Here is a 26944-nt window from a genome sequence, read left to right as displayed (position 1 = left end):
GACACCGTCGCCAGTGCGGACTATGGTCGAGACTCCCCACATCGCATTCGCTCAATGGACCTGACGCATCTGCGCATCCGGCGCTTGGAGCTGGACGATACCCGCCTGCTGTTCACCCTGGCCAACGGCATCCGCATCGACGAGCCCATCCAGGCGCATCCGTTGTTGCTCAAGGCCACGCCACCACAGCGCGCGCACTGGCAGATCACCGAGGACGGCCATGGCGTGAATTGGCCTGCGGTGGCGCCGCCCACAGCGGAAGGGCTGATCAACATGCCCGAGCTGCTGTGGCGCCGTCGCGCCGCACGCGCGCAGGCAAAACTGGCAACGTTACGCGGACGCCTGGACGCGCTATCGCCGGGCGAACGCGAGCTGGTCGCGCTCGCCCGGCTGGATGCGGACATGACCGAAAGCGGCTACGCCCGCTACTTCGACCGCTGGGATGCTGCCACCCGCAGCGACGCAGTGCGCGGTCTGGCGGCCATGGGCGCAGCGCAAACCCGACAGGCTATCGAAGGCCTGGGCGCGGTGTTCGAACGGCTGGAAGAAGACCCCGACCTGCTCAGCATCGAAGACATCCTGGACGCCATGAACGAGGCCGACCGCCAACGCGTGCAGGGCTGGGAAGAGGTCTATTACCGCCGCTCCGGCGACCTGGCGCGGCTGGGCCTGGTGCATTACGGGGTGGATAAGGCCTGAGCCTTCATCCATGCGCTGTGCGCCGTGTGCGACGGGCATGCGCAGGGTGACGCAGACGGACACGCTGCGCTCGCGGCGTGCGAGGGCAATCCCCGTCGCGCATGCGGGCACCTCAGCGACGCAGTGATCCGGCAGCGGCAGCTGCACGTGCGCAACTGCGCACTGGATGGCTGGGTGCCTATCCGCAGACGGGCACGCCCACACGCATCAGCGCCGACTCACAGCCGGCATTGCGCATCGTCCACCCCAGGCACGCGCTCCCATTGCCAGGCGTCTACCTGCTCGCCGCGTGGCAGATAGTCCACATCGAACTCCTTGCCGTCGCGACGCAAGCGCAACTGCAGGTGCTCGGTTTGATTGCCCTGGATGCCATCTTGCGGCACCGGACGCACGATCTCATCGCCATTGCGCACTCCTGCCTGCGCCGCCGCCGACGCTGCCATCAGCCCGCGCACGACACGCTTGGGTTCGGCCAGCACCGCAGGCTCGAATCCCAGCACATACCGCCGCAGCGGCTTGCTGGTCCTGCGAAAGCACGGCCCGAACGCGTCCGACGCCGGCAACGGCGGCGTGCCGGCCAGGAAGGCATGAAAGTCCTGCACCGCCGCCTCGCCCAGCTCTGCCTTCAGCAAGGCCTCCCAATCGCCCTGTGTTGCCTCGCGCTGCTGGCCGATCACCAGCAGCACACGCAGCAGGTCATCCAGCGAACGCTGGCCCTGCGATCGCTTGCGTAGCGCATCGTTCACCGTGGCCAGATACAACATGCCGCGGTCGTAGGCGAGCGTGCGGATGCGGGTGTCCTTCCAGAATCCCTCATCGATGCGCGCGTTGGGCAGATTTCCCAGCGCATTGGTGTAGTAACGCGCTGCGGTCGTGTTGAGCGAATCCAGAAACTGCTGCGGGGAGAGCAAACCGAATCGCAGCGGCAGCAGCGCCTCGTAGAACACCGCCGAGCCTTCGCTGAACCAGGTCGTGGACTCGGGCCCGTGCTCGGAAAGGCGCGGCTGATAGGTATGGAACATTTCGTGCGACAAGGTGATCTTGATCAGGTCCACATCGGCGCCGACCCCTGCGCCATAGGTGGTGACGAAGGACTGGTTCAGTGCGGTGCCGCCGCCCGCGTTGACCGGGTTGTAGCGCAGGAAGATCGTGTAGGGCCTGGACTCGGGGTGCGGAAACGCCAGCTCGAACTGCTCGTGCAGCTTGCCCACCCACGCGGATAACGCATTCGCATCGAAGGGCGGTTGCCCCTGCCAGGCGACCGAAAACCCGTCCGCACGCGGCACGCGCGGCCAACGTCCGACCTCCCCGGCCATGAAGAACACTCCGGACAAACTGTCGTTGTCGATCTGCGCGACCTGCACCGTCCCTTCGCCGAACGAGCTCACTCCCTTGGCGCCATCGGGCAGCTGCGACAGATCCCAGCGAATGGTCAACGCGTACGTTTGTGTCTGCGGCGGCAGCACCAGAAACATGCTCGACACTGCAGAAAACGCATGCGCATCGTTACGGAACGAAATGGGCGGCGCCGGGCCGCGCGGCGGCCGGGTCGCATTGGCCGGGACACGGTAGTGCAGGCTGAGCGGGCCGCCGAGCGCGCGTGGCGCAGTCCAGACGCGCAACGGGCCTTGATCGCCGCGTTCCTGCGCGGTGGCCGCGCGCCCGGCAAGCTCCACCGTCCCTTGCGCATCGGTGGCTTCGATCGAGACGATGTGCTCGGCAGCGCTATCCACGTTTCCCTCTTGCATCGGCAGCTGCGCCACGATGCCGCCGCGGGCGACGGTCAGCGTGGCCAGGCGCAGACGCACCTCTAACGTGTCCACGTTGCCCTTGGTTGCATGCGGTGCAAGCTCCAGGTCCAGCGCAATCGGAGCAGGGACGGCCGACGCCGGGCTGGCCAGTGCACCAGGTGCCAGCGCGATGAGCACACACAGAAGCAACCAGGGAGTTTTCATGCGCGCCGAGCAGTGTGGGATCGCCGATCATGCCGCCGGTCGAGGCCGCCTGCCAGCATGCCGAAGGTCATGCGGCGCAATGCACGGCGATGGCTGCAGGCCTGAATCGAATGCCACCAGGGTTGCAGCGCTGGGGCGGCGGGGCATCGCTTGGGTGGCGCGTCTGCGGCGCTCATACCTGCGCTGCATCGCGCCGACGGTTCACCCTGCCGGCGCTGGCAGGTAGGCCAACAACAGCACCAATGGTGCATCACCCGTCTGCTGCAATGCATGGGTGCTGCCCGGGCGCGTCAGCAGTGCATCGCCTGACGCAACGTCGTATTGCTTGCCATCCAGCGCATACAGGCCGCGGCCGCTGACGATATAGTAGATCTCGTCCTTGTCGTGCAGGTGCAGGCCGATGCCGGCATCTTTGTGCAGCACACGTTTGCGCAGCACGAACTTCAACTCCGGCGCGTCTGCGAAAAAGGGATACGCCGTGGTGGGGCCGGCGCCGCCGTGCGGGCCGGGTTGTTCGCGGGCGAGATCGCGCTCGTGCACAACCAGCGACGGATGCGTCTGTGCGACGCGTTGCGCGGCGGTATCGGGGGCTGCGCCGCAATCGGCGTCGCGACGCAGCTGGGGTTTTAACGCAGGCTGTAGCTGCACCCAGCCGTGCACGACCAGGCAGGCCACCGCGGTAGCGCCGGCGCGGCTGAAATGAGTGCCATCTGCTTTGCCCTGTTCGGGGACGAACAGAAAGTACGGCTTGGCGGCTTGCTCGCCGAGTGCGCGAATCCAGTCGCTGGAACTGGCGTTGAGATCGATCAGGCCAACGCGTTCGTCGGCCGCCAGTTGCTGCATGGCCAGGGTGTAGCGGCCATGCGTATCGAGCAATGCACCGAAGTCGTAGAGCAGGCGTGCGGCCGGGGTGATCAGGATCGGCGTGGCGCCCTTCTCGCGCGCGGTGGCGATGTATTGGCGCAGGAACCGCACGTAGTCGCCTTGCGGGTCGGTATAGCGTGTGGGGTCTTCGCGTTTGGCATCGTTGTGCCCGAACTGGATCAGCAGGATGTCGCCACGTTGCAGCTGCTTGGCGATGGCATCCAGGCGCCCTTCGGCGATGAAACTGCGGGTGCTGCGGCCGCCTTTGGCGTGGTTGTGCACTTGCCACTGCACGGGGTCGAACCACGCTTGCAGCATCTGGCCCCAGCCGGCTTGCGGTGCACGATCGGCGCCGTACTCGGCCGCGGTGGAATCGCCGGCGATAAAGATGCGATTGGGCGCAGCATGGGCGATGCCAGTGCAGAGCAGCAGCATGGCGATGAGCAGTCGACGCATGAGGGGCTCCTGGTGAGTGCGGTGTTTGGTGTTGTTGTTGCTGTTGTTGCTGCTGCTGTTGCTGCTGTTGCTTTTGGATCTGGTTTTGCTGCTATCTGCAGTGCAGTACCGACGTATGGCTGCATGCTTGATGCGTGATTTTTCGACGCGACTTGCATCCGTACTTCGCGCGGTGGCAGGATCCAGAACGGGCGACGTGATGCTTCGATGGGTCATCGTCAACATCGGCACTTGCTGGTTATTGAGCGAGTCCGATACCTGCGCTTGACTGCCGGTTGGCTGCCTTCCGCCCTACCCGCGCCCATGGCGCGTAAACCGTGCCTTCTCGCTTCGATGGGAGAAGGGCTGGATGCATGCGCGCTTTCGATCAAATGCACTAGTGCTTGTGGACGAATGCACACTGCTTCTGCTCGCGTCCACGCACGCTCTCTGTTCGCAGCGGATGCACTCACGCTTTTGGGCGCCTGCATCGGAGTCAGTCACAGCAGGGCGTGCAGTGACTGTCACCCACTGCTTGTATTAGCCGTGGGTGACGCCGTGCGATGCCTGACGCGTCAGTGACGTCTCAAGCACTTACCTTGCGGCGCATGCCTGCTCCCGGTGCAGGAACACAGGCATGCGCATGCGGCTGCACTCAGGCAGCAGCGGCTTCGCTCTTGCCCAGCAGGCCGGCGACGAAGTTGCGAATCTCCGCATCCTGCGCATTGTCGAAGAAGCACTGCTGGAAGCGCTCGCCGCCGATGGCCTGCTTGATCAGTTCCGGGTCGATGGCGCGCAGGCCGTCGAGGTAGGACTTGGCGGTGGCCTGCTTGACCTGGGTCAGGATGCCGGCATTGGCGGCCTGCGATTCGCGACGCTCGGCCGGGTAGCCCAGACCGCGCTCGCCGCTGAAGGCCTTTTCGAAGATGTAGCGCACGTTGATTTCCGCGCCCCAGCCGTAGCCCTTGGCGAATGCCAGCGACAGCGCGTTGCCGTTGTTGACCTGGGCAAACAGGTAGGCGTCGGTCGGCTCGATGCAGTAGCCGCAGAACACGCTCGGGTGGGCGTTGAGCGACATCATTGCGCCCTGGCCGGTACCGCAGCCGGCGACGACGAAGTCGACCGCCTTCGAGTTCAACAGCAGGCTGGCGACGATGCCCAGATGGATGTAGGTCAGGCGGTGATCGTTGTCGCCGTCCATGCCGACGTTGAACACGTTGTGGCCTTGTTCGCCGGCGACGTCGTTGAGCTGCTGCAGGATCACCGGGTTCTTGGCGGCCTGACTAAACTCATTCATGAGTGCAATTTTCATGGGAATGCTCCGATTGGTTGGGGAAGAGTGGTTCGAAAAAGGATGGAGGCTAGGGACTGCCGCGAGGTGCTTTCGATTGCGGTGCCCATCCGGGGCTTTCGGCACGAAACGAACAAGCAGTGACCAAGACTCTGCGCACCCCTTGATGACGGTCCCGGACGAGTTGCTGCCCTCATCCGCCCTGCGGGCACCTTCTCCCGCTCGCGGGAGAAGGACGTGGTATCGCGGGACACCAGGGGCGGCGGCTGCGCGCGTCTGACAGTGCGCGCCGTCGCCATGCGATCTGGATCAGCGCGCCAGCCAGCCGCCATCGACCGGGATGATGGCGCCGTTGACGTAGTCCGAGGCGCTGCTGGCCAGGAACACCGCGGTGCCGCCGAGATCGGCCGGCACGCCCCAGCGCGCGGCCGGGATGCGATCCAGGATCGACTTGTTGCGGTCTTCATCGGCACGCAGCTGCGCGGTGTTGTCGGTGGCCATGTAGCCCGGCGCGATGGCGTTGGTGGTCACGCCCTTGCTGGCCCATTCGTTGGCGAGCAGGCGGGTGATGCCGGCGATGCCCGACTTGCTGGCGGTGTACGAGGGCACGCGGATGCCGCCCTGGAACGACAGCATCGAGGCGATGTTGATGATCTTGCCGCGGCCCTGGGCGATGAAATGACGGCCAGCCGCCTGTGCCATGAAGAACGCCGACTTCAGGTTGACGTTGAGCACGTCGTCCCAATCCTGCTCGCTGAAATCGACCGCGTCGGTGCGACGGATCAGGCCGGCGTTGTTGACCAGAATGTCCAACCCGCCCAGGCCGGCGACGGTTGCGTCGACGATGCGCTGCACCGGCTCGATGCTGATCAGGTTGGCTTCGATGGCGATAAAACGGCGGCCCAGCGCCTTGACCTTTTCTTCGGTCTCGGTGGGCGCCTGGATGCCGGCGGCGGCGATGTCCGCGCCCGCTTCGGCCAATGCCAGCGCGATGCCCTGGCCCAAGCCGGTGTTGGCACCGGTGACCAATGCGACCTTGCCTTCGAGACTGAACGGATTGCTCATTACCTTATCGCTCCTGCTGGATGTGCCACGTTGTGATGGGTGAGCCGCGCGAGGCGCGGCAGAGTGCGTGTGTCGTTTGAAATGCTGCGTCACCAACGCCTGAGGTGGAGCGCGCTGATGTTGCCAGCGCTCGCCTGGATCGCAGGCGTCACTAGAGCGAACAATGGATCGAGACCGGGCTTACTTGAGCTGGCAGATATCCAGCACGTGCATGTCGGTGTAATCCAGGTTTTCACCGCCCATCGCCCAAATGAAGGCGTAGTTGCTGGTGCCGGCGCCCATGTGGATGGACCACGGCGGCGACACCACCGCTTCGTTGTTCTGGATCACGATGTGACGCTGCGCTTCGGGCTCGCCCATGAAGTGATACACGCGGTCGTTGGCGCCGAGGTCGAAATAGAAATACACCTCGCTGCGACGGTCGTGCAGATGCGGCGGCATGGTGTTCCAGACGCTGCCCGGCTTGAGCACGGTCAAGCCCAGCAGCAGCTGCGAGGACTGGCAGGTGGCCGGCACGATGTACTGGTAGATGGTGCGCTCGTTGCTGGTTTCCAGCGCGCCACGGTCCAGCGCCACCGCATCCTTGATCGACAGCTGCTTGGTCTCGAAGCGCGCATGCGCCGGTGTCGAGGCCAGATAGAACTTGGCCGGGTTGGCGGCATCGTCCGAGGCGAAGCTGACATCGGTGCTGCCCATCGCCACGTACAGGCCGTCCTTGGGGCCGAGCGTGTAGGCGGTGCCATCCACGGTCACGGTGCCGCTACCGGCGCCGACGTTGATGACGCCCAGTTCGCGGCGCTCCAGGAACGGGTGACCGGCGGCGGAGGCCGGCTCGGTCTGCTTGGGCAGTTCCAGCGCGGTGCCCAGCGGTGCGGCGCCACCGAGCACGAAGCGCTCGTAATGGGTGTATTTGAGCGTCACCGCACCATCGACGAACAGGCCGTCGAGCAGATACAGCTCGCGCAGGTCGTCGTTGCTGGCGCCCTTGATGGCATCCGGGTGGGTGGCGTAGTGGGTCTTGCAGTACAGGGACATGCGCGATCTCCGTGGCAAGCGGGGGGAAGAGGGCTTGCTCCGTGGGTATTCTACCGGCTCTGGTTAACCGGTGTCATTGCGCAGTGCACGATAGTGGGAGTGGGTAGGTCTGAGGGACTGCCTGCTTCCTTCTCCCACCGGGAGAAGGCGGCGCGCAGCGCCGGATGAGGGTGCGAGGCGGCGCGCAGTGTTTGGAGACGCGGCCTGAATGGTAAGTGGTGTCCTACCGCGTTTTCAGCGCATGCCTACGTTGTTCTCAGGTGCCTATCTGCCGCCGTGCCCTCACCCCAATCCCCGCTCCGCGCCCTGGCCCGCGCTTGCGGCGCGAGCGCTCCAAGTCACGCCCGCCCGCGGCGCGCAAGCCGTGCCTTCTCGCCCCCGCAAGCAGGAGAGGGGCGTCGGGAGAGGGGCGTCACCGCAGCGATCGGCGCACTGCCTTCCCCCGCCTGCGGGGGAAGGTGCCCGAAGGGCGGATGGGGGCCAGCCGTTGGCCGATCAAAACAGCTGTTCTCACCTTGACCGGCACAACGTCCTGCAAGGTGGAGCGGAAGGCCGCGCCGCGTGGGGTCGCGGCGCGCAGTGCTCAATCTTCCGGCGGTTGGCAGGAGTCGCGCACGATCAGATGCGGGCGCACGCTGGCGGTGGGCAGTTGCGGGGCATTGTCGGGCTGGATCAGCATGGCCGCGGCGGTGCGGCCGGTGTCGCGGGTGTGGCGACGCACCGAGGTCAGCGGTGGCCACAGGCGCGAGGCCAGCGAGCTGTCGTCGTAGCCGATCACCGAGAGCTGGCGCGGGATGTTGATGCCGGCGCGCAGGGCGACCTTGTAGATACCGGCGGCCATTTCGTCGTTACCGGTGAAGATGGCGGTGGGGCGCTTCTTGCCCAGCAGCAGCTTTTCGGCGGCGGCCACGCCGGATTCGAAGGTGTAGCCGGCTTCGACGATACGCTCGGACGGCAGTTCGATGCCGCGCCGGGTCAGCGCGTCGGCAAATCCCGAGGTGCGTTCGATCGAGGAGCGGTAGGCGCTGGGGCCGGTGACCAGGGCGATGTCGCGGTGGCCGAGCGAGAGCAGGTAGTCGGCCGCCTCGGCGGCGCCGTCGCGGTCGTGGGTGATCACCGTTTGCGAGGTGGTATCCAGCGCGACCGAGGCGATGCGGGTGTAGCGGCAGCCGATCTCGGCCAGCATATCGGCCAGCGCCTGATCTTCGGACGCGCGCGGCACCAGGATCACCCCGTGCAGCTTCTGCGCCTGGGCGAAACGACGCACGCCTTCGATGTAGCCGGGACTACGGCTGTCGCAAGGGTGCACCACCAGCTCGAAACTGGAGCCGCGCAGCGCGTCCAGCGCGCCGTACTGCATGTCCACGATGTATTGCGCGGTGGGATTGTCGTAGACCATGCCGATCAGGAACGAGCGCCGGAACGCCAGCCCGCGCGCGAGCGGGTCGGGCGAGTAGCCAACCTCGCGCATCAACGCCTCGACCTTCTCGCGGGTGTCCTGCCGCACCAGCGGCGAGTTGTTGATGATCCGCGACACGGTCTTCTTGGACACGCCCGACATCCGTGCGATGTCGTTGATCGTGGCTACCTTGCCCTTCGGCAGGCCGGGCATTCCCTCTTCAGGCATCTTGCGGGCGGGCATAGCGGTCAACCAGTGAAGTTGATTGGATTCTACCGGCCAGACGGCCGGCAGACCTGAGCGAAGCCTGCCGCCACCCCGGACCCGCCGCGCAAGGCACGCCGTAGCGGCCATCGCGGCGGCATGCCCGGCGATGCAGAACGGTCAGTCCAGGGCGCGGTAGCGGAAGTTGCGGAACTCCACCTGGCCCGGGCCGGCGGCATACAGCGCCGGCTTCAATGCCAGGAACTTGCCGGCCACGTTGTGGTGGTAGCCGGACACTTCCATCTGCACCGGGTACTTGGTCCACGTCTTGCCGTCGGTGCTGCTGTGGATGGTGACGATGTGGCGGTTGTTGGTGACCCGCAGCCACAAGGTGCCACCGGTAGCACTGGGGGCCAGCGTGCCGGGGCGTTCTTCGCCATAGCGGTGCATGACGAAGTTTTCGCCATTGCTGCCCACGCCGGCGTAGAGCTTGTCGCTGTAAAACAGCAGCGCCCCGCCCTGCCCGCCCGGTGCCACGGTCATCTGCACTTCGAACTGGTAGGCCTGGTCGGTGGCGATCACCGTCAGCGGCGAGGCGTTGCGCGGAGCGGTGCCCTTGCCCTGCAGACGCAACACGCCATCGCCCACCTGCAGGCGCTTGGCTTCGTCGGCCGCCGGGTTGAAGAACGCCCACTGCGGGCCGAGCGTGTTGGCGCGGAAGTCGTCCGACAGCGCCAGGCCGTGGGCCAGCGCCTGGCCGCTGGGTTTTTTCAGCGGGGTGCCCAGATCGCCGCCCTTGGCGACGAACCAGCCGTCCGGGGTCCATTCGATCGGGTCCAGCAAGGCCTGCCGGCCCAGCGTCCAGAAGCCGTGTTCGTAGCCGTGGTACAGCATCCACCAGCGTTTGTCGGTGCCTTCCACCAGGGTGGCGTGGCCACGCGACCACCACGGCTCGTCGGCGCTCTTGGTGCGGGTGATCGGGTTGTTGGGCGCGTTCTGCCACGGACCATGGATGGAACGCGAGCGCGCGGTGATCACCATGTGCCCGGTCGGCGGGCCGGCGGTGCCGCCCACGGCGGTGGTCATGTAGTACCAGCCGTTGTGGCGGGTGATCTTGGGGCCTTCCTGCGCGTAGCCTTCCACGTCCCAGCTTTCCGGGTACTTCCAGCCGTCGTAGACGTGCTTGGGCGTGCCGACCACGGTCAGGCCGTCGTCGGACAGCTGCACGTAATCGCCGCCGCTGAGGAACAGATACCGCTTGCCGTCTTCGCCCACCGCATGACCCGGGTCGATGTACTTGCCCAGGCCGATGTCGATCGGCTTGCTCCACGGGCCCTTGATGTCATCGGCCCACACCACGAAGTTGCTGCGCTCGGCCTGGTCGCCGCGACGGGCCGGGAAATAGATGTAATAGCGCTTGCCGTGCTTGATCAGGTCCGGCGCCCAGATCGCACCGACGTTCTGGGTGATGGCGTGGCCCAGCGGCTGCCAGTTGACCAGATCGCGCGAATGCCAGATCGGCAGGCCGGGATACGCGTCGAACGAGGACAGCGTGAGGTAGTAATCGTCGCCGTCCTTGAGCACCGACGGGTCGGGGTGATCGCCGGCCAGGACCGGGTTGAGGAAGGTGCCATTGCCTTGGTCGGCAATGCGCTGATGTTCGATACCGCGCTTCCAGTCGGCGGCCATGCTCAGGCCGGTGCACAGCACCAGCCCGGCGGCCAGCAGCCAACGCAAGCGCGCGGATGTCATACGGTGACGCATGCTTTCTCCTTGTCCCCGTCGCGCGGGGCGGTGCAGGGCCGACGCCTAGATCGCCGGCTGCTGGATGAAGGCGGGAGAGTCCCGCCAGCACCGACGCGCTTACGCGCGCAGTGCCCTCGGCAACCAGAGCGACAGCTCCGGGAAAAACGCCACGATCAGCAGCACGCACAGCGCCGCCAGCCAGAACGGCCAGATGGTGCGCATGCTTTGGGCGATGGTGATCTGCCCGATGGAGGTGCCGATAAACAGCACCGACCCGATCGGCGGGGTGATCAGGCCGATACCGCCGGCCAGCACCATCACCAGACCGAAATGGATCGGGTCGATACCGTAGGCCTTGACCACCGGCAGGAAGATCGGCGTGCAGATCAGGATCTTCGGCGCCAGGTCCATGAACATACCCAGCAGCAGCAGCATCACCACGATCATCAGCAGCACGGTGTTCTTGCCGTCGGCCACCGACTGCAGCAGTTTCACCGCCGCTGCCGGCACCTGCAGATACGCCAGCAACCAGCCGAACACCGCCGCTGTGGCGATCACGAACAGGATCACGCCAGTGGTGCGGGCGGCATGCGTGACGGCGGCGAAGAACTCGGCCCAGCGCAGCTGGCGATACAGCAATGCTGTGACGATCAACGCGTAGACCACGGCGATCGCGGCGCTTTCCACCGCGGTAAAGATGCCGGCGCGGATTCCGATGAAGATCAACGCCACCAGGCCCAGACCCGGCAATGCACCGAACAGGCGCAAGGCCACCGCACGCCAGCCGGGGAACGGCTCGGTGCCGTAGCCGCGATGGCGCGCCACCACATAGCCGGTGACCATCATTGCCGCAGTCATCAGCAGCGCGGGGAAGATGCCGGCCGCAAACAGATCGGCAATCGACAGGCCGCCACCGGCCGCCGCCGAGAACAGGATCAGGTTGTGCGAGGGCGGCACCAACAGCGCCACCAGCGCGGCGGTCATGCTCACGTTCACCGCGTAATCGCGGTCGTAACCGCGTTTGATCATCTGCGGAATCATGGTGCCGCCCACCGCCGACACGTCGGCGATGGCAGAGCCGGACACGCCACCGAAGAACAGCGACGACAGCACGCTGACCTGACCCAGGCCGCCGCGCACGCGCCCGACCAACGAGGACGCCAGCGCGATCAAACGTTCGGAGATCCCGCCGCGCAGCATCAGCTCGCCGGCAAAGATAAACAGCGGAATCGCGATCAGCGATGCCGAGCCGCTGCCTGCGGAAATCTGCTGCACCAGCACCACCGTGGGCAGGTCCAGATACAGCAACGTGGCCAGTGCGGCCGCACCCAGTGCATAGGCGACCGGCACGCCGATCAGCAGCAGCACCACGAAGGTTCCCAACAACATGGCGATGCCCATCAGCGCACTCCTCCGGTGTGGATCGGGCGCAGCACACGCCACAACTTGTACAAGGCAAACACCACCATCAGCGCACCGCCAATGGACAACGGCAGGTAGTTGATGCTCTGCGGCATCTGCGCGCCGGCCATCTTGATGTCCAGGCCATCGATCAGCAGCGCCGCACTCCACCACGCCAGCACGGCGCCGATGGCCATGATCATCAACGGGCGAATCAGATCGAACAGTTTGCGCACCAGCGGTGGCACATGGTCGCCCAGCAGGTAGAAGCCGAAGTGGCGATTGGTGTGCACACCGGCGGCGGCCGCCAGGCTGAGCGCGGTGCTCAGCAGCAACAGCGTCACCGGCTCGGTCCAGCTCGGGGAATTGTTGAGCACGTAGCGGGTGAATACCTGCCAGCCCTGCACGACCACCAGGCCAAGCAGCGCCAGCGACGCCACGCCAATGGCAATATCGGAAACGCGGTCCAGCGCGCGCTGCAACGGCGCGGCCGGGACGGCGACGGTCTCGGGTACGGTCATCGGGATACCTCTATGCGAAATCGCGGATGCGGCGGTACAGCGCTTCGATCTCCGGCTGCTTGCGGTATTCGGCCAGCAGTGGGGCGGCGGCGGCGCGGAACGCCGGCATGTCAACCTGGTTGAGCTTCACGCCGTAATCGATCACCTGCTTGCGTGCGACCACCTCCGAGGCATCCCAGAGGTTGCGCATCACCGGCACCGACGCGCGCGCCAGTTCCACCACCAGGCCGCGATCGGCCGGGCTAAGCGATTCGAAGCTCTTGCGCGACATCACCAGAATGTCCGGCGCGTAGGAGTGCTCGCTCTGCGACCAGTAGTGCGCCGCTTCGAAATGACGGCTGGACTGGAAGCTGCGCATGTTGTTTTCCGCACCGTCGATCATGTGCGTTTCCATCGCCGAAAACGTCTCGCCCAACGACATCGGCGTGGGGTTGGCGCCCAGCATGCGCATCAGCTTGAGAAAGATGTCCGACGAGGCCACACGCAATTTCAGGCCCTTGAGATCTTCCGGGCGATGCAGCGGATGCTTGGTGTTGTAGAAGCAGCGCGCGCCCGAATCGTAGATCGCAAGACCCACCAGATCGCGCTGTTCGAAGCTGCGCAGAACGCTGTCGCCGACATGGCCGTCGATGGCGCGGCGCAGATGCGGCACCGAGTCGAACACGTACGGCAGGCACAGCGCCTGGGTCAGCGGAAAGGCGTTGTTCAACGCACCCGAATACACGCGGGTGATGTCGATGGCGCCGAAGCGCGCCATGTCGATCGCCTCCGACTCGCGGCCCAGCTGGCCGGAGTGGTACTGGCGCAGCTTGAGCCGGCCATTGGTGCGCGCTTCGAGCTGTTTGCCGAACCACCGCACCGCCTCCACGGTGGGGTAATCGCCGACATGGACGTCGGTGGCGGTGAGCAACTGCCCACCGGGAATCGGTGTGGTGGCGCCAGCGCCCAGCCAAGGAGCGGCTGCGGCGGCGCCAAACCCGGCACCGAGGAAATGTCTGCGTGTGATCATTGGCGCCCTCCCAAGCGTCTGGTCACGGGGTCCACCGTTATTTGGCGGACACAGCCGTACAGGAAATGTCGCCGATGCCGGCGAAGCGAATCAGGGCACGCTGTCCCACTTCGATGTCATGGATACCGGTGGCATTGCCCGTGGCAATGAGATCACCGCGCTTGAGCGGGCGTCCGCGCTGAGCCGAACGGCTGAGCGCAAATGCGTAGGCCGCGCGCAATCCGCCGGGCAGCGTGGTGGCGCCGCCGGTGCCGACGACCTGGTCGTCGATCAGGGTTTCGGCGCTCAGCGTGGCTTCGTCGCGGGCCAGCCAATCGGTCACTTCCGGGCCCAGAATCAGGCCGTTGTTGTTGCCGAAATCGGAAATCACCACACGCGGGCCCAGTTTGTTGATGGTCGCCAGCGGGCTGCTGGCAATCTCCACGCCGATGAACAGCGTGGCCGGCAACTGTGCAGCCTGCTCCGGAGTGAAGTGGCTCTGCTCGGCCGGCGCGTCGGCGTCCAGACGCAGCACGTACTCGGCCTCGACCGCACCGAAGCCGCCTTCGTAGATCGGAAACTCGGTTGTTCCACCGGTAGCATTCCAGAGCTTCTTCGAGAAGATCGGGCCGAGCAGACGCTCATCGCCGGAGGCATCGCGGCGTTCTGCAGCGATATAGCCCACTTTCCAGCCGACCACATGGTCGTGCCACTGGCTGATGGCGATGTCCTGCACCTGGTAGGCGGTGACCAGATCGTCGGGGATTTGCCCCGGAAAGTCGGGAAGCGAGGCCCCTGCACGGCGTGCCTCCACAAAGCGCTGGGCGATGTCGGACAGCGTGGATGTGGACGTTGGCGGGGTGGCGGCGTCGTTGCTCAAGGGTGACTCCCTGATAGGTGTTTTGTTGCACTGCCAATCGACAGCGGCACGGTGTGCTGTATATGGTAAACCGGTGTCATTGGCAATGTGCAGTGCGACATTGTGACCGCGATACCGAAGTGGCCCTGGGAGGGGTAGATGCAGCAGACACGCCAAAAACCTAGTGGAAACCGCGCATTGCAGGCCCTGCGCCGCTGCCTGACCGTGACCGTCGCCGCTCTGGCACTGGCCAGTGCGCCGGCTTGGTCGGCAGAACGCGCCAGCGCCGATACCGCCGCCGAGCAGGCCAGCCGGATCGCCCTGTGGCCGCAGCCAATGGCGCCGGGAGACACGCCGTTGCCGCAGCCGCAGCGCATCGTGGACCGCAGCAGCGATGCCGCCCTGCCCGACCGCTATATCCAGAACATCGGCCAGTCCTATCTAGTTGTCTACCGCCCCAAGCGGCCCAACGGCACCGCGCTGCTGGTCACGCCCGGCGGCGGCTATCAGCGCATCGTGCTGGACAACGAAGGTAGCGCGCTGGTGCCAAGCTTCGTCGACCAGGCCGGCATCACCTTGTTCGTGCTGCGCTACCGGCTGCCCGGCGAAGGCCACCCGAATGGCGCCGACGTGCCGCTGGCCGATGCGCAGCGCGCGCTGCGGCTGATCCGCGCCAATGCGGGCCGCTACGGCATCGATGCGCAGCGGGTCGGGGTGATGGGGTTTTCGGCCGGCGGCCACGTCGCCGCCAGCCTGGACACGCGTTACGCCGCGCAGGTGTACCCGGCGCAGGACGCCGCCGATGCGCTGAGCGCGCGGCCGGACTTCGCGTTGCTGATCTACCCGGTGATCGACATGGACAGCGCCAATGCGCACATGGGCTCGCGCGAGCGCCTGCTCGGCAAGACGCCCAGCGCTGCACAGGTGAGTGCGTACTCGCCGCAACTGCACGTGGATGCGCGCACCCCGCCGACATTCTTGCTGCACGCACAGGACGACACCGTGGTGTCGGTGCGTAACAGCTTGCTGATGCACGACGCGCTGCTGCGCGCCGGCGTACCCAGCGAGCTGCATGTCTTTCCGCAGGGCGGGCATGGCTTCGGCACCGCGGCCACCACCGGGTTGACGGTGGCGGCGTGGCCGCAGCTGGCGCAGGCGTGGATTGCGCACGTCAGCAAGCCACCGGCTGCCGCGCAGGACGCGGCGCGATGACGGCGCCATCCACGCCCGACGTGCGCCGACGCACGCTGCTGCGCAGTGGATTGCTCGTCAGTGCTGCCGTCGCGTTACCCGGTGTCACCAGTGCCGTAGCGCCACCGCCGCGCGATGACAGCGCACCGCTGGCACAGGTGCGTAGCGGTGCACTGCGCGGGTATCGCGAGCAGGGCATCTGCGTGTTCAAGGGCATCCCGTACGGCGGCGACACCGCCGCGCGGCGCTTCCAGGCGCCCGTGCCGGAGACAGCATGGCCTGGCGTGCGCGATGCCACCGGCTTCGGCGCCGCCGCCCCGCAGCCCAAGGCCAGCGAACCCACCAGCGAGGACTGCCTGTTCCTCAATGTCTGGACGCCCGGCCTGCGCGATGGCGGCAGGCGGCCGATCCTGTTCTATATCCATGGCGGCGGCTACACCACCGGCTCTGGCAGCGACCCGCTGTACGACGGCGTGCGCCTGTGCCGCCGCGGCGATGTGGTGGTGGTCACCGTCAATCACCGGCTCAACCTGTTCGGCTATCTGTCGCTGGCGCAGCTGGGCGATGCCAGCGTTGCCGATTCCGGGAATGCCGGGCAGCTGGATCTGATCCAGGCGCTGCAGTGGGTGCGCCAGCACGCGGCCGAATTCGGCGGCGATGCCGGCAATGTCACCGTGTTCGGTCAATCCGGCGGCGGCGCCAAGATCGCCACGCTGATGGCCATGCCCGCCGCGCGCGGCCTGTTCCATCGCGCCTGGACCATGAGCGGGCAGCAGGTCACCGCGGCCGGGCCGCGCGCGGCCACCCAGCGCGCGCAATTGCTGCTGGAGGCGCTGAAGATTGCGCCGGCCGATCTCGCACGCCTGCGCAGCGTGCCGGTGGCGCAGCTGCTGGCCGCCGCGCAGGTGCGCGACCCGTCGCGGGTGGAAAACAGCGCGTTGTATTTCGGCCCGGTGCTGGATGCGCGCAACCTGCCGGTGCATCCGTTCTGGCCCACCGCACCGTTGCAGTCGGCGACGATTCCGATGGTGATCGGCAATACCCGCGACGAGACGCGCGCGTTTCTCGGCAACGATGCGGCCAACTTCGCGCTGACCTGGGACACGCTGCCGGCCAAGCTGGAAGCGCAGCAATACGTGGACCTGTTGCCGCAGGTGGTGATCGCCGAATACCGCCGCCTGTATCCGCACTACTCGCCATCGGAGGTGTTCTTTGCCGCCACCACCGCCGGGCGCTCGTGGCGCGGCGCGGTGGAAGAAGCCGAAGCGCGCGCACGCCAGGGCGCACCGACCTGGGTGTATCAACTGGATTGGGGCTCGCCGCTGGATGGCGGCAAGTTCGGCGCCTTCCACACGCTGGATATTCCGCTGGTGTTCGACACCATCGGCCAGCCCGGTTCGCGCACCGGCGACAGCGCCGATGCGCAGCGCATGGCCGACCAAATGAGCGCTGCATTGATCGCGTTTGCGCGGCATGGCGACCCCACGCATCGCGGTGCCCCCCGCTGGCGGCAGTATTCGTTGCAGCGCCGCGAGACGTTGCTGTTCGATGTGCCAAGCCGGATGGAAAACGACCCGCGCGGTGGCGAACGTCGGCTGTATCAGCAAGCGCCGTTTATCCAACGTGGCACGTTCTGAGCGCTTGTTCTATCGAGCGACGAACAGCACGTGGCAGGCAGTCGCCACTCGGATTCTTATGGCGCGTTCGGTACACCGGGATCCGAGCGATACAGACCGACGCGGGCACCGGCCGCACCCTTGCTGCGATAGCGCAGCAGTATTTAGAGCGACCAATCAATCGTAGCGAGCAGGTGTCAGGTAGGTGTGGACGGCGCGGAGGAACCCGGAGTGTCCGCGTGGCAATCCGCACCGCGCACCAGCTCCGCCCACCTGGCGGTGAGCACAGTCGGTTTGTCAGCTGCACTTATTCGATCTTGAGGTGATCCATGCGTAGGTATTCCGTTGCCCCATCCATGCTGCTGACTGCGCTGGCAGTTGCCTGCCTTGCGTTCGCTGATGCCACCGCTGCCGCCGTGGTCGACACGCCACTCGCCTCCACGGCATCCGCCACCAACAGCGCAAACAGCAACGCGCCGGCCGCGACACGGCCGCTTGCCGCCAGCAAGATCGTGCTGGTAGGCGATTCCACCACCGCCGTGCAAGGCGGCTGGGGCCCGAGTTTCTGCGCGCAGCATGTGACCTCGTTCCTGAGCTGCCTCAACCTGGCACGCGGGGGACGCAGCACCTCCAACTATCGCGCCGAAGGTTCGTGGGACATCGCGCTCAAGGAGTTGCGCAGTGGCGGCTATCAACAGGTAATCGTGTTGATCCAGTTCGGTCACAACGATCAACCCGGCAAGCCGGGGCGCTCCACCGACCTGGCCAGCGAATTCCCGGCCAACCTGCGCCGCTACGTGGCCGAAGCGCGCGCCGCCGGCGCGGTGCCAGTGCTGGTGACGCCGTTGACGCGGCGGCAGTTCGAGGCAGGCCAGTTGGTGGATGATCTGGGCCCCTGGGCGCAGGCCACGCGTGCAGTCGCGCGCGAGCTGCAGGTGCCGCTGGTGGATTTGCATGCGCGCAGCCGCGCCCTGGTGCAGGGCATGGGTCCGGTACTGGCGATGCGGCTGGCGCAGCGCCCCGCCGAGCCGGCGCAGATCGTCGCCGCGCAATCGGGCACCACCATCGGCAAAACACCAGCGCAGACGGTTGCGCCATCTCCGGCGTCTGCTTCAACGTCAACGTCTGCGTCGAAGAACACAGCCACGACCAACCCCGCTGCCACGGCGCAGGACAACGCCAGCGCCGAGCCGATGGGCCAGGCCAAGCTCACGTTCGACTACACCCATCTCGGCCCGGACGGCGCGGAGTTGTTCGCCGCCATCGTGGCCGACGAGTTGTCGCAGCAGTTGCCTGCGCTGCGGCCGTTGTTGATTCCCTAGGGCGTGTCACGCAGTTGCCGACCGAGCGGCAACGCGGTAGTTGCAGACGAAATGGATAATTCGCATGCGATTGTCATGCGAATGTAAGGAAGTGTGATGGTGGTTCGTCGGGTCTAGTACGACTGCAACCGCACCTAGGTCAGCGGATGGTCCACGCGCGGCAAGGTTCCACTTCTCACTCGGGGCAAGACTCATGCGATCAGGTGTTCCCGTCGTACCTTACGTGGCCTGTGCCACGTGTGTGGCCGTCATGGTGGTGTCGGGCGCCGCAGCGGCCCAGTCGCACACCTTCGAGGTGGCGGCCCAGCCGGCGCAAAGCGGCATCCGCGCCTTCGGCCAACAAGCCGATGCACAGATCCTGATCAGCGAAAAAACCGCCGCAGCGGTCGACACCGCAGAAGTAAAAGGCACTTATGAGGTCGAGCATGGACTGGACGTACTGCTGAGCGGCACCCGTCTCAGCTGGCAGCGCACCGGCCCAAACAGCTTCTCGATCGTGGAAAGGAAGTTCCGCGAAGACACCGTCGCCCTGCCCGAAATTACGGTGCAAGGACGCCGGGAGTGGACGCTCAACACGGGCATCAGCCGCTCCGAGGATGACAGTCAGCCCTTCGTGGTGATCGATGGCGAAACCATCCGACGCTCCGGTGCCCCCAATCTCGAAACGTTTCTGCGTAACCAGCTCAGCGTCAATGCATCGCCAGGCACCTCCGACCAGGGAGGCGCATTTGAGACCCGTAACGTCAGCTCTATCAATCTGCGTGGACTGGGCGAACGCGAAACGCTGATCCTGGTCGACGGGCGCCGCATCGCCGGCACCACCAACAGCGACGGCAGCCTGGGTCAGCCGTCGCTGTCCGGCATTCCGATGGCGGCGATCGAGCGAATCGAGGTCCTGGCGTCCTCTGCGTCCGGCATCTACGGCAACGGCGCCACCGGCGGGGCGATCAACATCATCATGCGCCGCGATTACGCCGGCAGCGAACTGTCCAGCACCTACAACAACACGTTCGATGGCGGCGGATCAGGCCGGCGCTTCGATCTGACCGGCGGCCGCTCGCTGCAGGACGGGCGCACCAACATCACCTTCAATGCAAGCTGGTCCACCGCCAGTCCGATCATGAATCGCGACCGCTCTGCGCTATTGCTGGACAGCAAACGCCGCGGACTTGCCAACAATCCCAACTACTACAGGTTCGCTTCGCCGCTGGGCAACACACCCAATATCCGCTCAACCGACACGCGCAACCCGCTGCAGCTGGATCCGGAATACGGCGGCGCCACCCTCCCCTCGTTCTATACCCACGTGCCAGATGGCTATCGCGGTTTGGCCCAGGACGGGGTGAACCCGCTGATTGCCAACGCCGGCACCTATCAACTCGACTTGTCCACGACCGACGCACGCGACGGTGGCCAGCGCGAACTCATCTTCGGCACCGAACAACAGGCCGCCTCGATTGCGCTGCGTCATGACGTCACCGATTGGTTGAAGCTCTACGCAGAGGCCAGCATGACCCGTGCGGTCAGCAAGGCACGCCGCAACTCGATTCCCAACGATCTAGTACTGGCCGCCGATGCGCCAAACAATCCGTTCGCGCAGGATGTCACGGTCACGGTGCCGTTTTCCGGGGGAAATTCCGTGGTCAACGAGAACATCGCGCAGACCTACCGCGGTGTGTTCGGCGCCATCATGCAGCTGCCCGCCAGCTGGCAGGCGGTGATCGACGTCTCGCGCAGCCAGAGCCGCATGCGCAACGACGACTTCCCAACCGAGGTCGCCCAGGACACCCTCAACACGTTCCGCAACGGCGAACAGGACATCCTGCGCGACGTGCGGCTTGCGCCCAATTTCAACTATGCCTACGAAAACGTGCCTTACGGATCCAGGCAGACGCCCACGCGCAACGACCTGACGGTCGCCTCGTTACGCCTGGCAGGCCCGATCCCGTTCAAGTTGCCCGGCGGCGAACCAACCGCCACGGTCAGCCTGGAGCGCACGCTGCAGAAGCAGGCCGAAAGCATGAACGCACAAAACAGTGCCACCCAGTCGTTGGTCAATATCTCGGCGCCCGGCCGCGAGCAGGTCGACTCGGCCTATGCCGAAATCAACCTGCCGCTGATTGGCAGCGACAACAAGATCCCGCTGGTACGCGAGCTGTTGTTGACCATCGCCGGCAGGTACGAGCGCTCCGAAGAGACCGGCTCACCCAATGCCAACTGCCTGTTCATAGACGGGCCGCTGCCGAGCCTGGACATTCGCTCGCTGTGTCCGCCGTCGCAGCCAGCCTCCAGTGCACGCAATGCCCATTTCAACCCAACCTACAGCGCGCGCTGGCGGGTCATCGACAGCATCACCCTGCGCGGCTCCTATGCGACCGGCTATCTGACTCCCAAGCTCAACGAACTGCTCAAGATCAGCAATCCGTTGCTGGTCGTCAGTGCCACCGATCCGCAGCGTGGCAATGAGCAGATCGGATTGCCGAGTCCGCTCTTTCCTGGTTCTTACTACCTCACCGGCTTCAGTGGCGGCAATCCCGATGCCCGGCCGGAAACATCCAAGACCTTCACTGCGGGCATCATCGTGGAGCCCACGTTTGCAGACGGGCTGCGCATGTCGCTGGACTGGACCCGGATCACCAAACGCGACAACTACTACGACCCACTCGAACTGCTGACCCCGGATGGCAATCCGCAGGTGCAGCGTTCCTTCGAAAGCTTCCTGGGCCGCTACCCTGGTCGGGTCACCCGTGGGCCAGCATCGGACGGCTACGCAGTCGGGCCGATCGAGACCATCGACGCTTCGCTGGCCAATCTAGTCGGCTCGGCCAGCGAGTCCTACGATCTTGCGGCCAGTTATTCGCATGATCTGTTCGGCGGCCAGATCGGTGTCGGCCTCAACGCGACCTATGTGGATAGCTTGACCCAACAGAAGGTGCCCGGCGGGGCCAATACCAACTATGCCGGCGTCATCGGGGCCGACTTCTTGTCGCGCCTGAGCGGCATTGGTGGGCTCAGGTGGAAAGGATCCGGCCGAGTGGAATGGACCGGTACGCATCTGGGACTGTCATGGCAAGCCAGATACTTCGACTCCTACCATCTCAACGAAACCAGGACGGTTGAATTCAGCCAGGGTGCGGCCAAGATCCCCAAACAGATCTACCACGACGTCTCCGGATCCTATGCATTTGCTGATGGCACCACGCTGCGTCTGGGCATCAACAATGTCCTCAACAAGCGTCCGCCGGTCGATTCGGTTTCGCCGGCACGGTATTACAGCACCTTCGGCGACCCGCGATTGGCAAGCTATTATCTGACGCTGATCAAGAGTTTCTGACGCGGCAAGATTCATCAGGGGACGGGCCGCGCAGGATTCGACCTGGGGCCATTCGAGCGTATCGGCAGGTCATGCAGTGCGGAGAGTGTCGTAGACGAAACCCGTCCAGTGAACGAACGCCGGTCGACCAGCGAGATCGAACGCACGCGGTTAACGCGCTGGGTGGCGAGGGAGATCGTGCCCCACGAGGCGGCGATCCGCAGCTGGCTGCGCCAGCGTGGTCTGAGCCCGGAGGATGTCGACGATCTGGTGCAGGAGGCATATGCCAAACTGGCCGGTCTGCGTCATGCCGAGCAGATCGACAGTCCGGGGGCTTATTTCTTTCAGACGGTGCGTTACCTGATGATCGATCAGATTCGGCGCGCCCGCGTCGTGCGCATCGATGCGGTAGGACAGATTGCCGACCTGCCATGCCATGTCGACGAACTGGATCCCGAGCGCGTTACCAACGACAGACATGAGCTTGATCGTGTGCTTCGATTGATCGAAGCCCTGCCCGAGCGTTGCCGGGCAATCATCAAGATGCGCAAGATTCAGGGCTTGTCACAGCGCGATATCGCCGCCCAGTTGGGAGTCAGCGAAAGCATCGTGGAAAATGACGCGGTCAAGGGCATGTTGCTGCTGACGCGGGCGCTGCAGAGCGACCCCGAACAGGCGCAGCCGGTACGAAGGTGGCGAAAATGAGCACCCGTCAAAACGCGCAGGAGATCGAACAGCAGGCCATGCATTGGGTGCTGCGCCTGGATCGCGAGGGGCGCACGCCCGCAGTGTCCGAGGAACTGGAGCAATGGCTGGGGGGGGATGTGCGCCGCCGCGGCGCCTTGCTCAAGGCCGAGGCAACCTGGTGCACGCTGGACGCACTGGCAGAAACCAGCGATGCCGCTTTCCGACACGTGCCATTGCCTGCACCGAAGTCCGCTTCATCGCGGGCGCCGCGCCGTGCGCGCTGGCCCATGGTCGTCGGTGCATGCGCGGCAGTCGCCATCGCCGTTGTCGGTCTGTCGGTCCTGCTACCGCGCGGCGAGCAGTACCAGACGGCCATTGGCGAAGTCCGCCGGGTGCCGCTGGCCGACCGCTCGACCATGGCCATCAACACCGCCAGCAAGGTCAGGGTCGCCTATCTCCAGGAACTGCGCGCCATCTCGCTAGAGCAAGGCGAAGCGTGGTTTCGGGTCGCAAAGAACAAGCAACGTCCGTTCGTGGTGTCGGCAGGGCCGGTCCGGGTCGAAGCAGTCGGCACCGCGTTTTCGGTGCGGCGGCACAGCGACGGTGCCGATGTCATGGTGACCGAGGGTGTGGTGCGCGTGTGGGTGGTGGGCGCCGAACCGCGCGCGGTGGCATTGTCCGCCGGCTCGGCGTTGTTCATTGCCGATACCGCCGTTATTCGACAGGAGCCAGAAATCGCCGCGCCGGTCATCGAGCGCAAGCTGGCATGGCGTGCAGGCAGGCTGGATCTATCGGGAGAGACGCTGGCCGAAGCGGTTGCCGAATTCAATCGTTACAGTCCGACCCCGATTGTCGTCGCGCAACCGCAGGTCGCGCGAAAACGTCTGTTCGGCGTATTTCGTCTGGACGATCCGGAAGGCTTCGCCCGCACGGCAGCCATCACGCTGGGCGCGTCGATCAAGCGCCGCGACCAGACCATCGTCATCACCGACGGCCGCGAAGTCGACCACCCGAACGTCCAGTAGTGCACCGGCTTGGCATGAGAGACGGCACGGTCGCAGCGCCCGGATCGCGCTGATGCATCGGTGCGATCGCCCCACGCTGGCGCAACGGCCAACTCATGCGCGCATCGCACAGGCCGCCTCGGCGGCCCATCCACTGTCTCGCACTGCCATGCAATGACGGTCATCGCAACAGGCAACAGGATGCTCGCCGACGTGTCGTGGTGAATGGTGAGCACAGGTCGGCGCCGTCGATTCGACATGCCAACTGTGGTCGGTTCGCATGCACACCAAAACGCCACCCACCCATCGCTGCCCTGCGTGGGATGACGTGGCGTCGCCGTTCGAGGCATGCACTGACTGCTGCGGTGATCGCCGGCCGAGTCGGGCGGCGATCACCGGCGTGCGCATCAAGGTTGCGCAGCGACGTCCGAATCGGCAGGCACCAGTTTGATCGGCAGGCCGAGCGTTTCCAACTGCGGCCTGACCTTGGCCGCGTCGGCGACCACGACCCAAACCAGCTTGGACGGATCGACCACCGCCCCGATTGCCCCACGGGCATCGGCGAGTGTGAGCGCGCGGTAGCGGCTGGTCTGACGGTTGTCGTAATCGTCGGGGCGCTGGAAGATATCGTTGGAACGCATCGCATCGAGAATCGACTTGGAGGTTGCGAACTCGCCCGGTAGCGCATGCACGCGGCTGTCCACTGCCAACTCGAACTCGGCCTGGGTCATCGGCTGACTGCCCACATACGCCTGGATGATCTCGCGGATGGTGCTGATCGAGGCGCCGGTCTTGTCCGACTGCACCGGAGCGACGACGGAATAGCTGATCGAATGCGCTGGCGTGCGAAAGCCTGCGCGGACGCCGTACGTCCAGTTCTTGCGCTCGCGCAGGTCTGCATTGAGGCGGCTGAGGATGCCGCCACCCAGGCCATCGTTGGCCACTTCCAATGCGGTGAGCTCGTCGGTCCCCTTCAAGGCGGTGTACTGCCCGGCCAGAATCATCGCTTGCGCCGAGTCCGGGCGATCGATCAGCACAATCTGCGGCGCGGCAGGGCGTGGCGCTGCCGAGAAATCCTTCACTCCAGCCGTCCCGGTCGACCGCCAGTCGCCGAGGCTACGCTCGAGCATCGGCTGGATCTCGGCAAGCGGGCGGGCGCTGACCACAAACACCTTGGCTTTGTCAGGCCGAAACCAGGCACGCTGAAATGCAAGCAGATCGCTGCGGCGCAATGCGGCAAGCACTTTTGCATCTCCGGTTCCCTTGTCTTTGGCGTAGGGCGATGCCGGGTTGATCAGTTGCAGCATTGCGGCGCTGCCAAGCGACTGTGGGTCGGTGGCCTCCTGCGCGATGCCAGCCAGCAAGGTTCTGCGCTGCAGTTCGATTTCGGCCGGGACAAGCGCGGGATTGCGGGTCATGTCCGACAACAGGTCGATCGCCGGTGCCAAATTACCGCCAGGCGCAACCACCGTCAGACTGGTCCGGTCTCTGGAGCTGCCGGTCGCGATTTGCGCACCCAACCGTTCCAGAGCGCTGGCAAATTCTTTCTGGCTGCGCGTACCGGTCCCCTGCTGCAACAGCGACAGCAGCAGATTCTGGGTACCGATTGCATCCTGCGGATCGGCCGCAATGCCTGCATCCAGTTCGATGGAGGCATAGCTCATCGGGCTGGAGCTGCGTTGCGCGTAGATCACTTCGATCCCGTTGGACAGTCGCGCGTGTTCGACCTTGGGAAAGGCCAGGTCGGTGAAGGTGCCGATCGCCGGTAGCGGACCGCGCGTGCCGACCACCGCTGCAGCATCTGCGGTCTTTTTCGGTGCAGGCGCGCGCTCGCTGGCCTGCGACTCTTCGTAGCCCACGCGTGGACCCGGTGCCAACGTCAATGCGTAGACCGGGCGAGCCAGCCATTGCGCTGCCGCAGCGCGCACCTGCGCTGGCGTCTGCGCGGCAAGCGCAACGGCGCGCTCTTTCAGATAGCCCGGCCCCTGATCCAGCAGGCTGCCGTCGGCCAGCGCGTAGCCACGACTGGAGACCGAATCCAGCCCGCTGATGGCGTTGGTGAGATCCATCGTGACGTAGCGCTGCAGCGCATCGACGCTGGGGCCGTCGCGCAGGAACGCAGCAACCACCTCATCCAGGCGCAGGCCTGCGCGTACCGGATCGACACCCTCAGCCACTTCGCCGGAGACGACGAACATGCCGCCTTGATCGTACAAATTGACGCTGGCAGCGGCACCGGTGAACAATTTTTCGCCACGGACCAGAACCTCCTGCAGCGGCGATGTCGCGAGCGCTCCCATCACGCCGGCGGCGGCTTCTAACGGGATCGAACGTGGATCGTTGCGTCCCGGAATCGTCCACACGCGGATGATCGATGTGGCCGAGACCCGATCTGTCATGGTCTCGTCCAAACGTTTGGGCAACGATGGAATCGGCGCGACCGGCCGCTGCGCGCGCGGGCCGGAAGGAATGTCGCCGAAGTACTTGACCATCAACTGGCGCGCGGTGGCCGTATCGATATCGCCAGCCAGCGTGACCGTGGCGTTGTTGGGGCCATAGTGGTTGCGAAACCATGCCTTGACGTCGTCGAGGGTGGCCGCATCCAGATCGGCCATCGAGCCGATGACGCTGTGACCATAGGGATGCCCGCTCGGAAACAGCCGCTCGGTCAGGCGATACTCGACCAAGCCACCGGGTTCGTTGTCGCCCTGGCGCTTCTCGTTCTTGACCACGCCACGCTGTTCATCGAGCCTGACCTGGGAGATCGCGCCGAGCAGATGTCCCATGCGATCGCTCTCCATGAACAACGCCCGTTCCAGCGCGGGCGTGGGCACGGTTTCGTAATAGCTGGTTTTGTCGCTCTGGGTCATGCCGTTCTGGGCGGTGGCACCGGCGACCTTGAGCGGAGCGAAGAAATCGCCAGGCGCGTTTTCGCTGCCGCTGAACATCAGGTGCTCGAACAGGTGCGCAAAGCCGCTGCGCCCGGCCGGCTCATGCTTGGCGCCAACGTCGTAGATGACGTTGACCGAGACCAGCTTGACGCTACGGTCGGTGTGCACGATCACCCGCAAGCCGTTGTCCAGGGTGAACGTTTCGAAGGGAATGTCCGCCGAGCGCACCAGCGCTGTGAGCGACGTCGGCGTAGGTGGCGCAGCAACCGCGCATTGGGCGATACCGAACGCAATCACCGCAATGCCGGCGACGACGCAGGTTGTGACGTTTCTTGGGTTCATTGTGCAAGGATTCCCATGGCAAAAAGCGACGCTGCGTCGGACGACGCAGACGGCAACATTGCTTGTTAGACGAAGCGTCGGGCCGCTTCCTTATCCGGCACGCAGGCAACACACAG

The 26944-nt window shown here is 65.3% G+C and carries 20 protein-coding genes and 1 other RNA gene; 8 read left to right on the top strand and 13 right to left on the bottom strand.

The genetic code is table 11. The features are described from left to right. Positions 1-54: 54 nt before the first annotated feature. Positions 55-699: a DMP19 family protein gene (locus ACZZ0O_RS06655; RefSeq protein ID WP_463590345.1), complete on the top strand. Its 645-nt coding sequence runs from the start codon at positions 55-57 to the stop codon at positions 697-699. A gap of 218 nt (positions 700-917) precedes the next feature. Here the strand turns inward: ACZZ0O_RS06655 and ACZZ0O_RS06650 are convergent, their stop codons facing one another. Continuing rightward, on the bottom strand, positions 918-2654 hold the full coding sequence (locus ACZZ0O_RS06650; protein ID WP_463590344.1) for a M61 family metallopeptidase: 1737 nt from the start codon (positions 2652-2654) through the stop codon (positions 918-920). Positions 2655-2855: 201 nt separating this feature from the next. Beyond that, positions 2856-3974 carry a GDSL-type esterase/lipase family protein gene (locus tag ACZZ0O_RS06645; RefSeq protein WP_463590343.1) on the bottom strand — a complete coding sequence of 373 codons (1119 nt, stop codon included), beginning with the start codon at positions 3972-3974 and terminating at the stop codon, positions 2856-2858. Positions 3975-4002: 28 nt separating this feature from the next. Here ACZZ0O_RS06645 and ACZZ0O_RS06640 point away from each other — a divergent pair, with 28 nt between their 5' ends. Continuing rightward, positions 4003-4242, top strand: coding sequence for a hypothetical protein (locus ACZZ0O_RS06640; RefSeq protein ID WP_463602940.1), 240 nt, complete (start codon positions 4003-4005; stop codon positions 4240-4242). 366 nt (positions 4243-4608) lie between these two features. On the opposite strand, the gene ACZZ0O_RS06635 is transcribed toward ACZZ0O_RS06640, so the two are convergent. The 9 genes from ACZZ0O_RS06635 to ACZZ0O_RS06595 form a co-directional block, all read right to left on the bottom strand. After that, positions 4609-5265: an RpiB/LacA/LacB family sugar-phosphate isomerase gene (locus tag ACZZ0O_RS06635; protein WP_463590341.1), complete on the bottom strand. Its 657-nt coding sequence runs from the start codon at positions 5263-5265 to the stop codon at positions 4609-4611. A gap of 288 nt (positions 5266-5553) precedes the next feature. Then, entirely contained in the window at positions 5554-6309 is a 756-nt protein-coding gene (gene kduD / locus ACZZ0O_RS06630) for a 2-dehydro-3-deoxy-D-gluconate 5-dehydrogenase KduD (RefSeq protein ID WP_463590340.1), read from the bottom strand. A gap of 180 nt (positions 6310-6489) precedes the next feature. Then, positions 6490-7344, bottom strand: a complete 855-nt coding sequence (kduI, locus tag ACZZ0O_RS06625) for a 5-dehydro-4-deoxy-D-glucuronate isomerase (RefSeq protein WP_055853850.1) — start codon at positions 7342-7344, stop codon at positions 6490-6492. 583 nt (positions 7345-7927) lie between these two features. Then, a complete protein-coding gene (locus ACZZ0O_RS06620; RefSeq protein ID WP_055853853.1) occupies positions 7928-8986 on the bottom strand; it encodes a LacI family DNA-binding transcriptional regulator in 1059 nt (352 codons plus the stop codon). A 141-nt stretch (positions 8987-9127) separates the two neighbouring features. After that, complete coding sequence (locus tag ACZZ0O_RS06615; RefSeq protein WP_463590339.1) at positions 9128-10711, bottom strand: family 43 glycosylhydrolase; 1584 nt, start codon at positions 10709-10711, stop codon at positions 9128-9130. Between the two features lie 99 nt (positions 10712-10810). Next, the gene (locus ACZZ0O_RS06610) at positions 10811-12094 is read right to left on the bottom strand and encodes a TRAP transporter large permease (RefSeq protein ID WP_055853858.1); all 1284 of its coding nucleotides are present in this window, start codon (positions 12092-12094) and stop codon (positions 10811-10813) included. Then, positions 12094-12615, bottom strand: a complete 522-nt coding sequence (locus ACZZ0O_RS06605) for a TRAP transporter small permease (RefSeq protein WP_161963779.1) — start codon at positions 12613-12615, stop codon at positions 12094-12096. The genes ACZZ0O_RS06610 and ACZZ0O_RS06605 overlap by 1 nt, the downstream gene beginning before the upstream one ends. 10 nt (positions 12616-12625) lie before the next feature. Then, positions 12626-13624, bottom strand: a complete 999-nt coding sequence (locus ACZZ0O_RS06600) for a TRAP transporter substrate-binding protein (protein ID WP_115526688.1) — start codon at positions 13622-13624, stop codon at positions 12626-12628. A gap of 37 nt (positions 13625-13661) precedes the next feature. Beyond that, entirely contained in the window at positions 13662-14483 is an 822-nt protein-coding gene (locus ACZZ0O_RS06595; RefSeq protein WP_055853865.1) for a 2-keto-4-pentenoate hydratase, read from the bottom strand. A gap of 138 nt (positions 14484-14621) precedes the next feature. Here ACZZ0O_RS06595 and ACZZ0O_RS06590 point away from each other — a divergent pair, with 138 nt between their 5' ends. Both ACZZ0O_RS06590 and ACZZ0O_RS06585 read left to right on the top strand, forming a co-directional pair. Further along, a complete protein-coding gene (locus ACZZ0O_RS06590) occupies positions 14622-15674 on the top strand; it encodes an alpha/beta hydrolase (RefSeq protein WP_463590338.1) in 1053 nt (350 codons plus the stop codon). After that, positions 15671-17290 carry a carboxylesterase/lipase family protein gene (locus tag ACZZ0O_RS06585; protein ID WP_463590337.1) on the top strand — a complete coding sequence of 540 codons (1620 nt, stop codon included), beginning with the start codon at positions 15671-15673 and terminating at the stop codon, positions 17288-17290. Before ACZZ0O_RS06590 ends, ACZZ0O_RS06585 begins: the two co-directional genes overlap by 4 nt. A 150-nt stretch (positions 17291-17440) precedes the next feature. Here ACZZ0O_RS06585 and ACZZ0O_RS06580 read toward each other — a convergent pair. Further along, positions 17441-17516: non-coding RNA, sX9 sRNA (locus ACZZ0O_RS06580), on the bottom strand. A gap of 82 nt (positions 17517-17598) precedes the next feature. Here ACZZ0O_RS06580 and ACZZ0O_RS06575 point away from each other — a divergent pair. The 4 genes from ACZZ0O_RS06575 (at position 17599) to ACZZ0O_RS06560 (ending at position 23616) form a co-directional block, all read left to right on the top strand. Further along, positions 17599-18591, top strand: coding sequence for a rhamnogalacturonan acetylesterase (locus tag ACZZ0O_RS06575; protein ID WP_463590336.1), 993 nt, complete (start codon positions 17599-17601; stop codon positions 18589-18591). A gap of 250 nt (positions 18592-18841) precedes the next feature. Then, on the top strand, positions 18842-21925 hold the full coding sequence (locus ACZZ0O_RS06570; protein WP_463590335.1) for a TonB-dependent receptor: 3084 nt from the start codon (positions 18842-18844) through the stop codon (positions 21923-21925). Positions 21926-22033: 108 nt separating this feature from the next. Continuing rightward, complete coding sequence (locus ACZZ0O_RS06565; protein WP_115526682.1) at positions 22034-22609, top strand: RNA polymerase sigma factor; 576 nt, start codon at positions 22034-22036, stop codon at positions 22607-22609. Next, on the top strand, positions 22606-23616 hold the full coding sequence (locus tag ACZZ0O_RS06560) for a FecR family protein (RefSeq protein ID WP_463590334.1): 1011 nt from the start codon (positions 22606-22608) through the stop codon (positions 23614-23616). The genes ACZZ0O_RS06565 and ACZZ0O_RS06560 overlap by 4 nt, the downstream gene beginning before the upstream one ends. Before the next feature lie 386 nt (positions 23617-24002). Here the strand turns inward: ACZZ0O_RS06560 and ACZZ0O_RS06555 are convergent, their stop codons facing one another. Beyond that, positions 24003-26828, bottom strand: a complete 2826-nt coding sequence (locus tag ACZZ0O_RS06555) for a M16 family metallopeptidase (RefSeq protein ID WP_463590333.1) — start codon at positions 26826-26828, stop codon at positions 24003-24005. Positions 26829-26944 lie beyond the last annotated feature (116 nt).

Source organism: Xanthomonas sp. AC360 (assembly GCF_979258225.1).
Note: the sequence above shows the minus strand (reverse complement) of the source record. Positions and strands in the feature narration are given on the sequence as shown.

Excerpts from the sequence above, each read along its gene's own strand:
- ACZZ0O_RS06570 (WP_463590335.1), top strand. The coding sequence starts at position 18,842 with ATGGTGGTGTCGGGCGCCGCAGCGGCCCAGTCGCACACCTTCGAGGTG.
- ACZZ0O_RS06615 (WP_463590339.1), bottom strand. The coding sequence starts at position 10,711 with ATGCGTCACCGTATGACATCCGCGCGCTTGCGTTGGCTGCTGGCCGCC.
- ACZZ0O_RS06635 (WP_463590341.1), bottom strand. The coding sequence starts at position 5,265 with ATGAAAATTGCACTCATGAATGAGTTTAGTCAGGCCGCCAAGAACCCG.
- ACZZ0O_RS06600 (WP_115526688.1), bottom strand. The coding sequence starts at position 13,624 with ATGATCACACGCAGACATTTCCTCGGTGCCGGGTTTGGCGCCGCCGCA.
- ACZZ0O_RS06620 (WP_055853853.1), bottom strand. The coding sequence starts at position 8,986 with ATGCCCGCCCGCAAGATGCCTGAAGAGGGAATGCCCGGCCTGCCGAAG.
- ACZZ0O_RS06650 (WP_463590344.1), bottom strand. The coding sequence starts at position 2,654 with ATGAAAACTCCCTGGTTGCTTCTGTGTGTGCTCATCGCGCTGGCACCT.
- ACZZ0O_RS06575 (WP_463590336.1), top strand. The coding sequence starts at position 17,599 with ATGCGTAGGTATTCCGTTGCCCCATCCATGCTGCTGACTGCGCTGGCA.
- ACZZ0O_RS06590 (WP_463590338.1), top strand. The coding sequence starts at position 14,622 with ATGCAGCAGACACGCCAAAAACCTAGTGGAAACCGCGCATTGCAGGCC.
- ACZZ0O_RS06560 (WP_463590334.1), top strand. The coding sequence starts at position 22,606 with ATGAGCACCCGTCAAAACGCGCAGGAGATCGAACAGCAGGCCATGCAT.
- ACZZ0O_RS06605 (WP_161963779.1), bottom strand. The coding sequence starts at position 12,615 with ATGACCGTACCCGAGACCGTCGCCGTCCCGGCCGCGCCGTTGCAGCGC.
- kduI (WP_055853850.1), bottom strand. The coding sequence starts at position 7,344 with ATGTCCCTGTACTGCAAGACCCACTACGCCACCCACCCGGATGCCATC.
- ACZZ0O_RS06645 (WP_463590343.1), bottom strand. The coding sequence starts at position 3,974 with ATGCGTCGACTGCTCATCGCCATGCTGCTGCTCTGCACTGGCATCGCC.
- ACZZ0O_RS06655 (WP_463590345.1), top strand. The coding sequence starts at position 55 with ATGGACCTGACGCATCTGCGCATCCGGCGCTTGGAGCTGGACGATACC.
- ACZZ0O_RS06585 (WP_463590337.1), top strand. The coding sequence starts at position 15,671 with ATGACGGCGCCATCCACGCCCGACGTGCGCCGACGCACGCTGCTGCGC.
- ACZZ0O_RS06555 (WP_463590333.1), bottom strand. The coding sequence starts at position 26,828 with ATGAACCCAAGAAACGTCACAACCTGCGTCGTCGCCGGCATTGCGGTG.
- ACZZ0O_RS06610 (WP_055853858.1), bottom strand. The coding sequence starts at position 12,094 with ATGGGCATCGCCATGTTGTTGGGAACCTTCGTGGTGCTGCTGCTGATC.
- kduD (WP_463590340.1), bottom strand. The coding sequence starts at position 6,309 with ATGAGCAATCCGTTCAGTCTCGAAGGCAAGGTCGCATTGGTCACCGGT.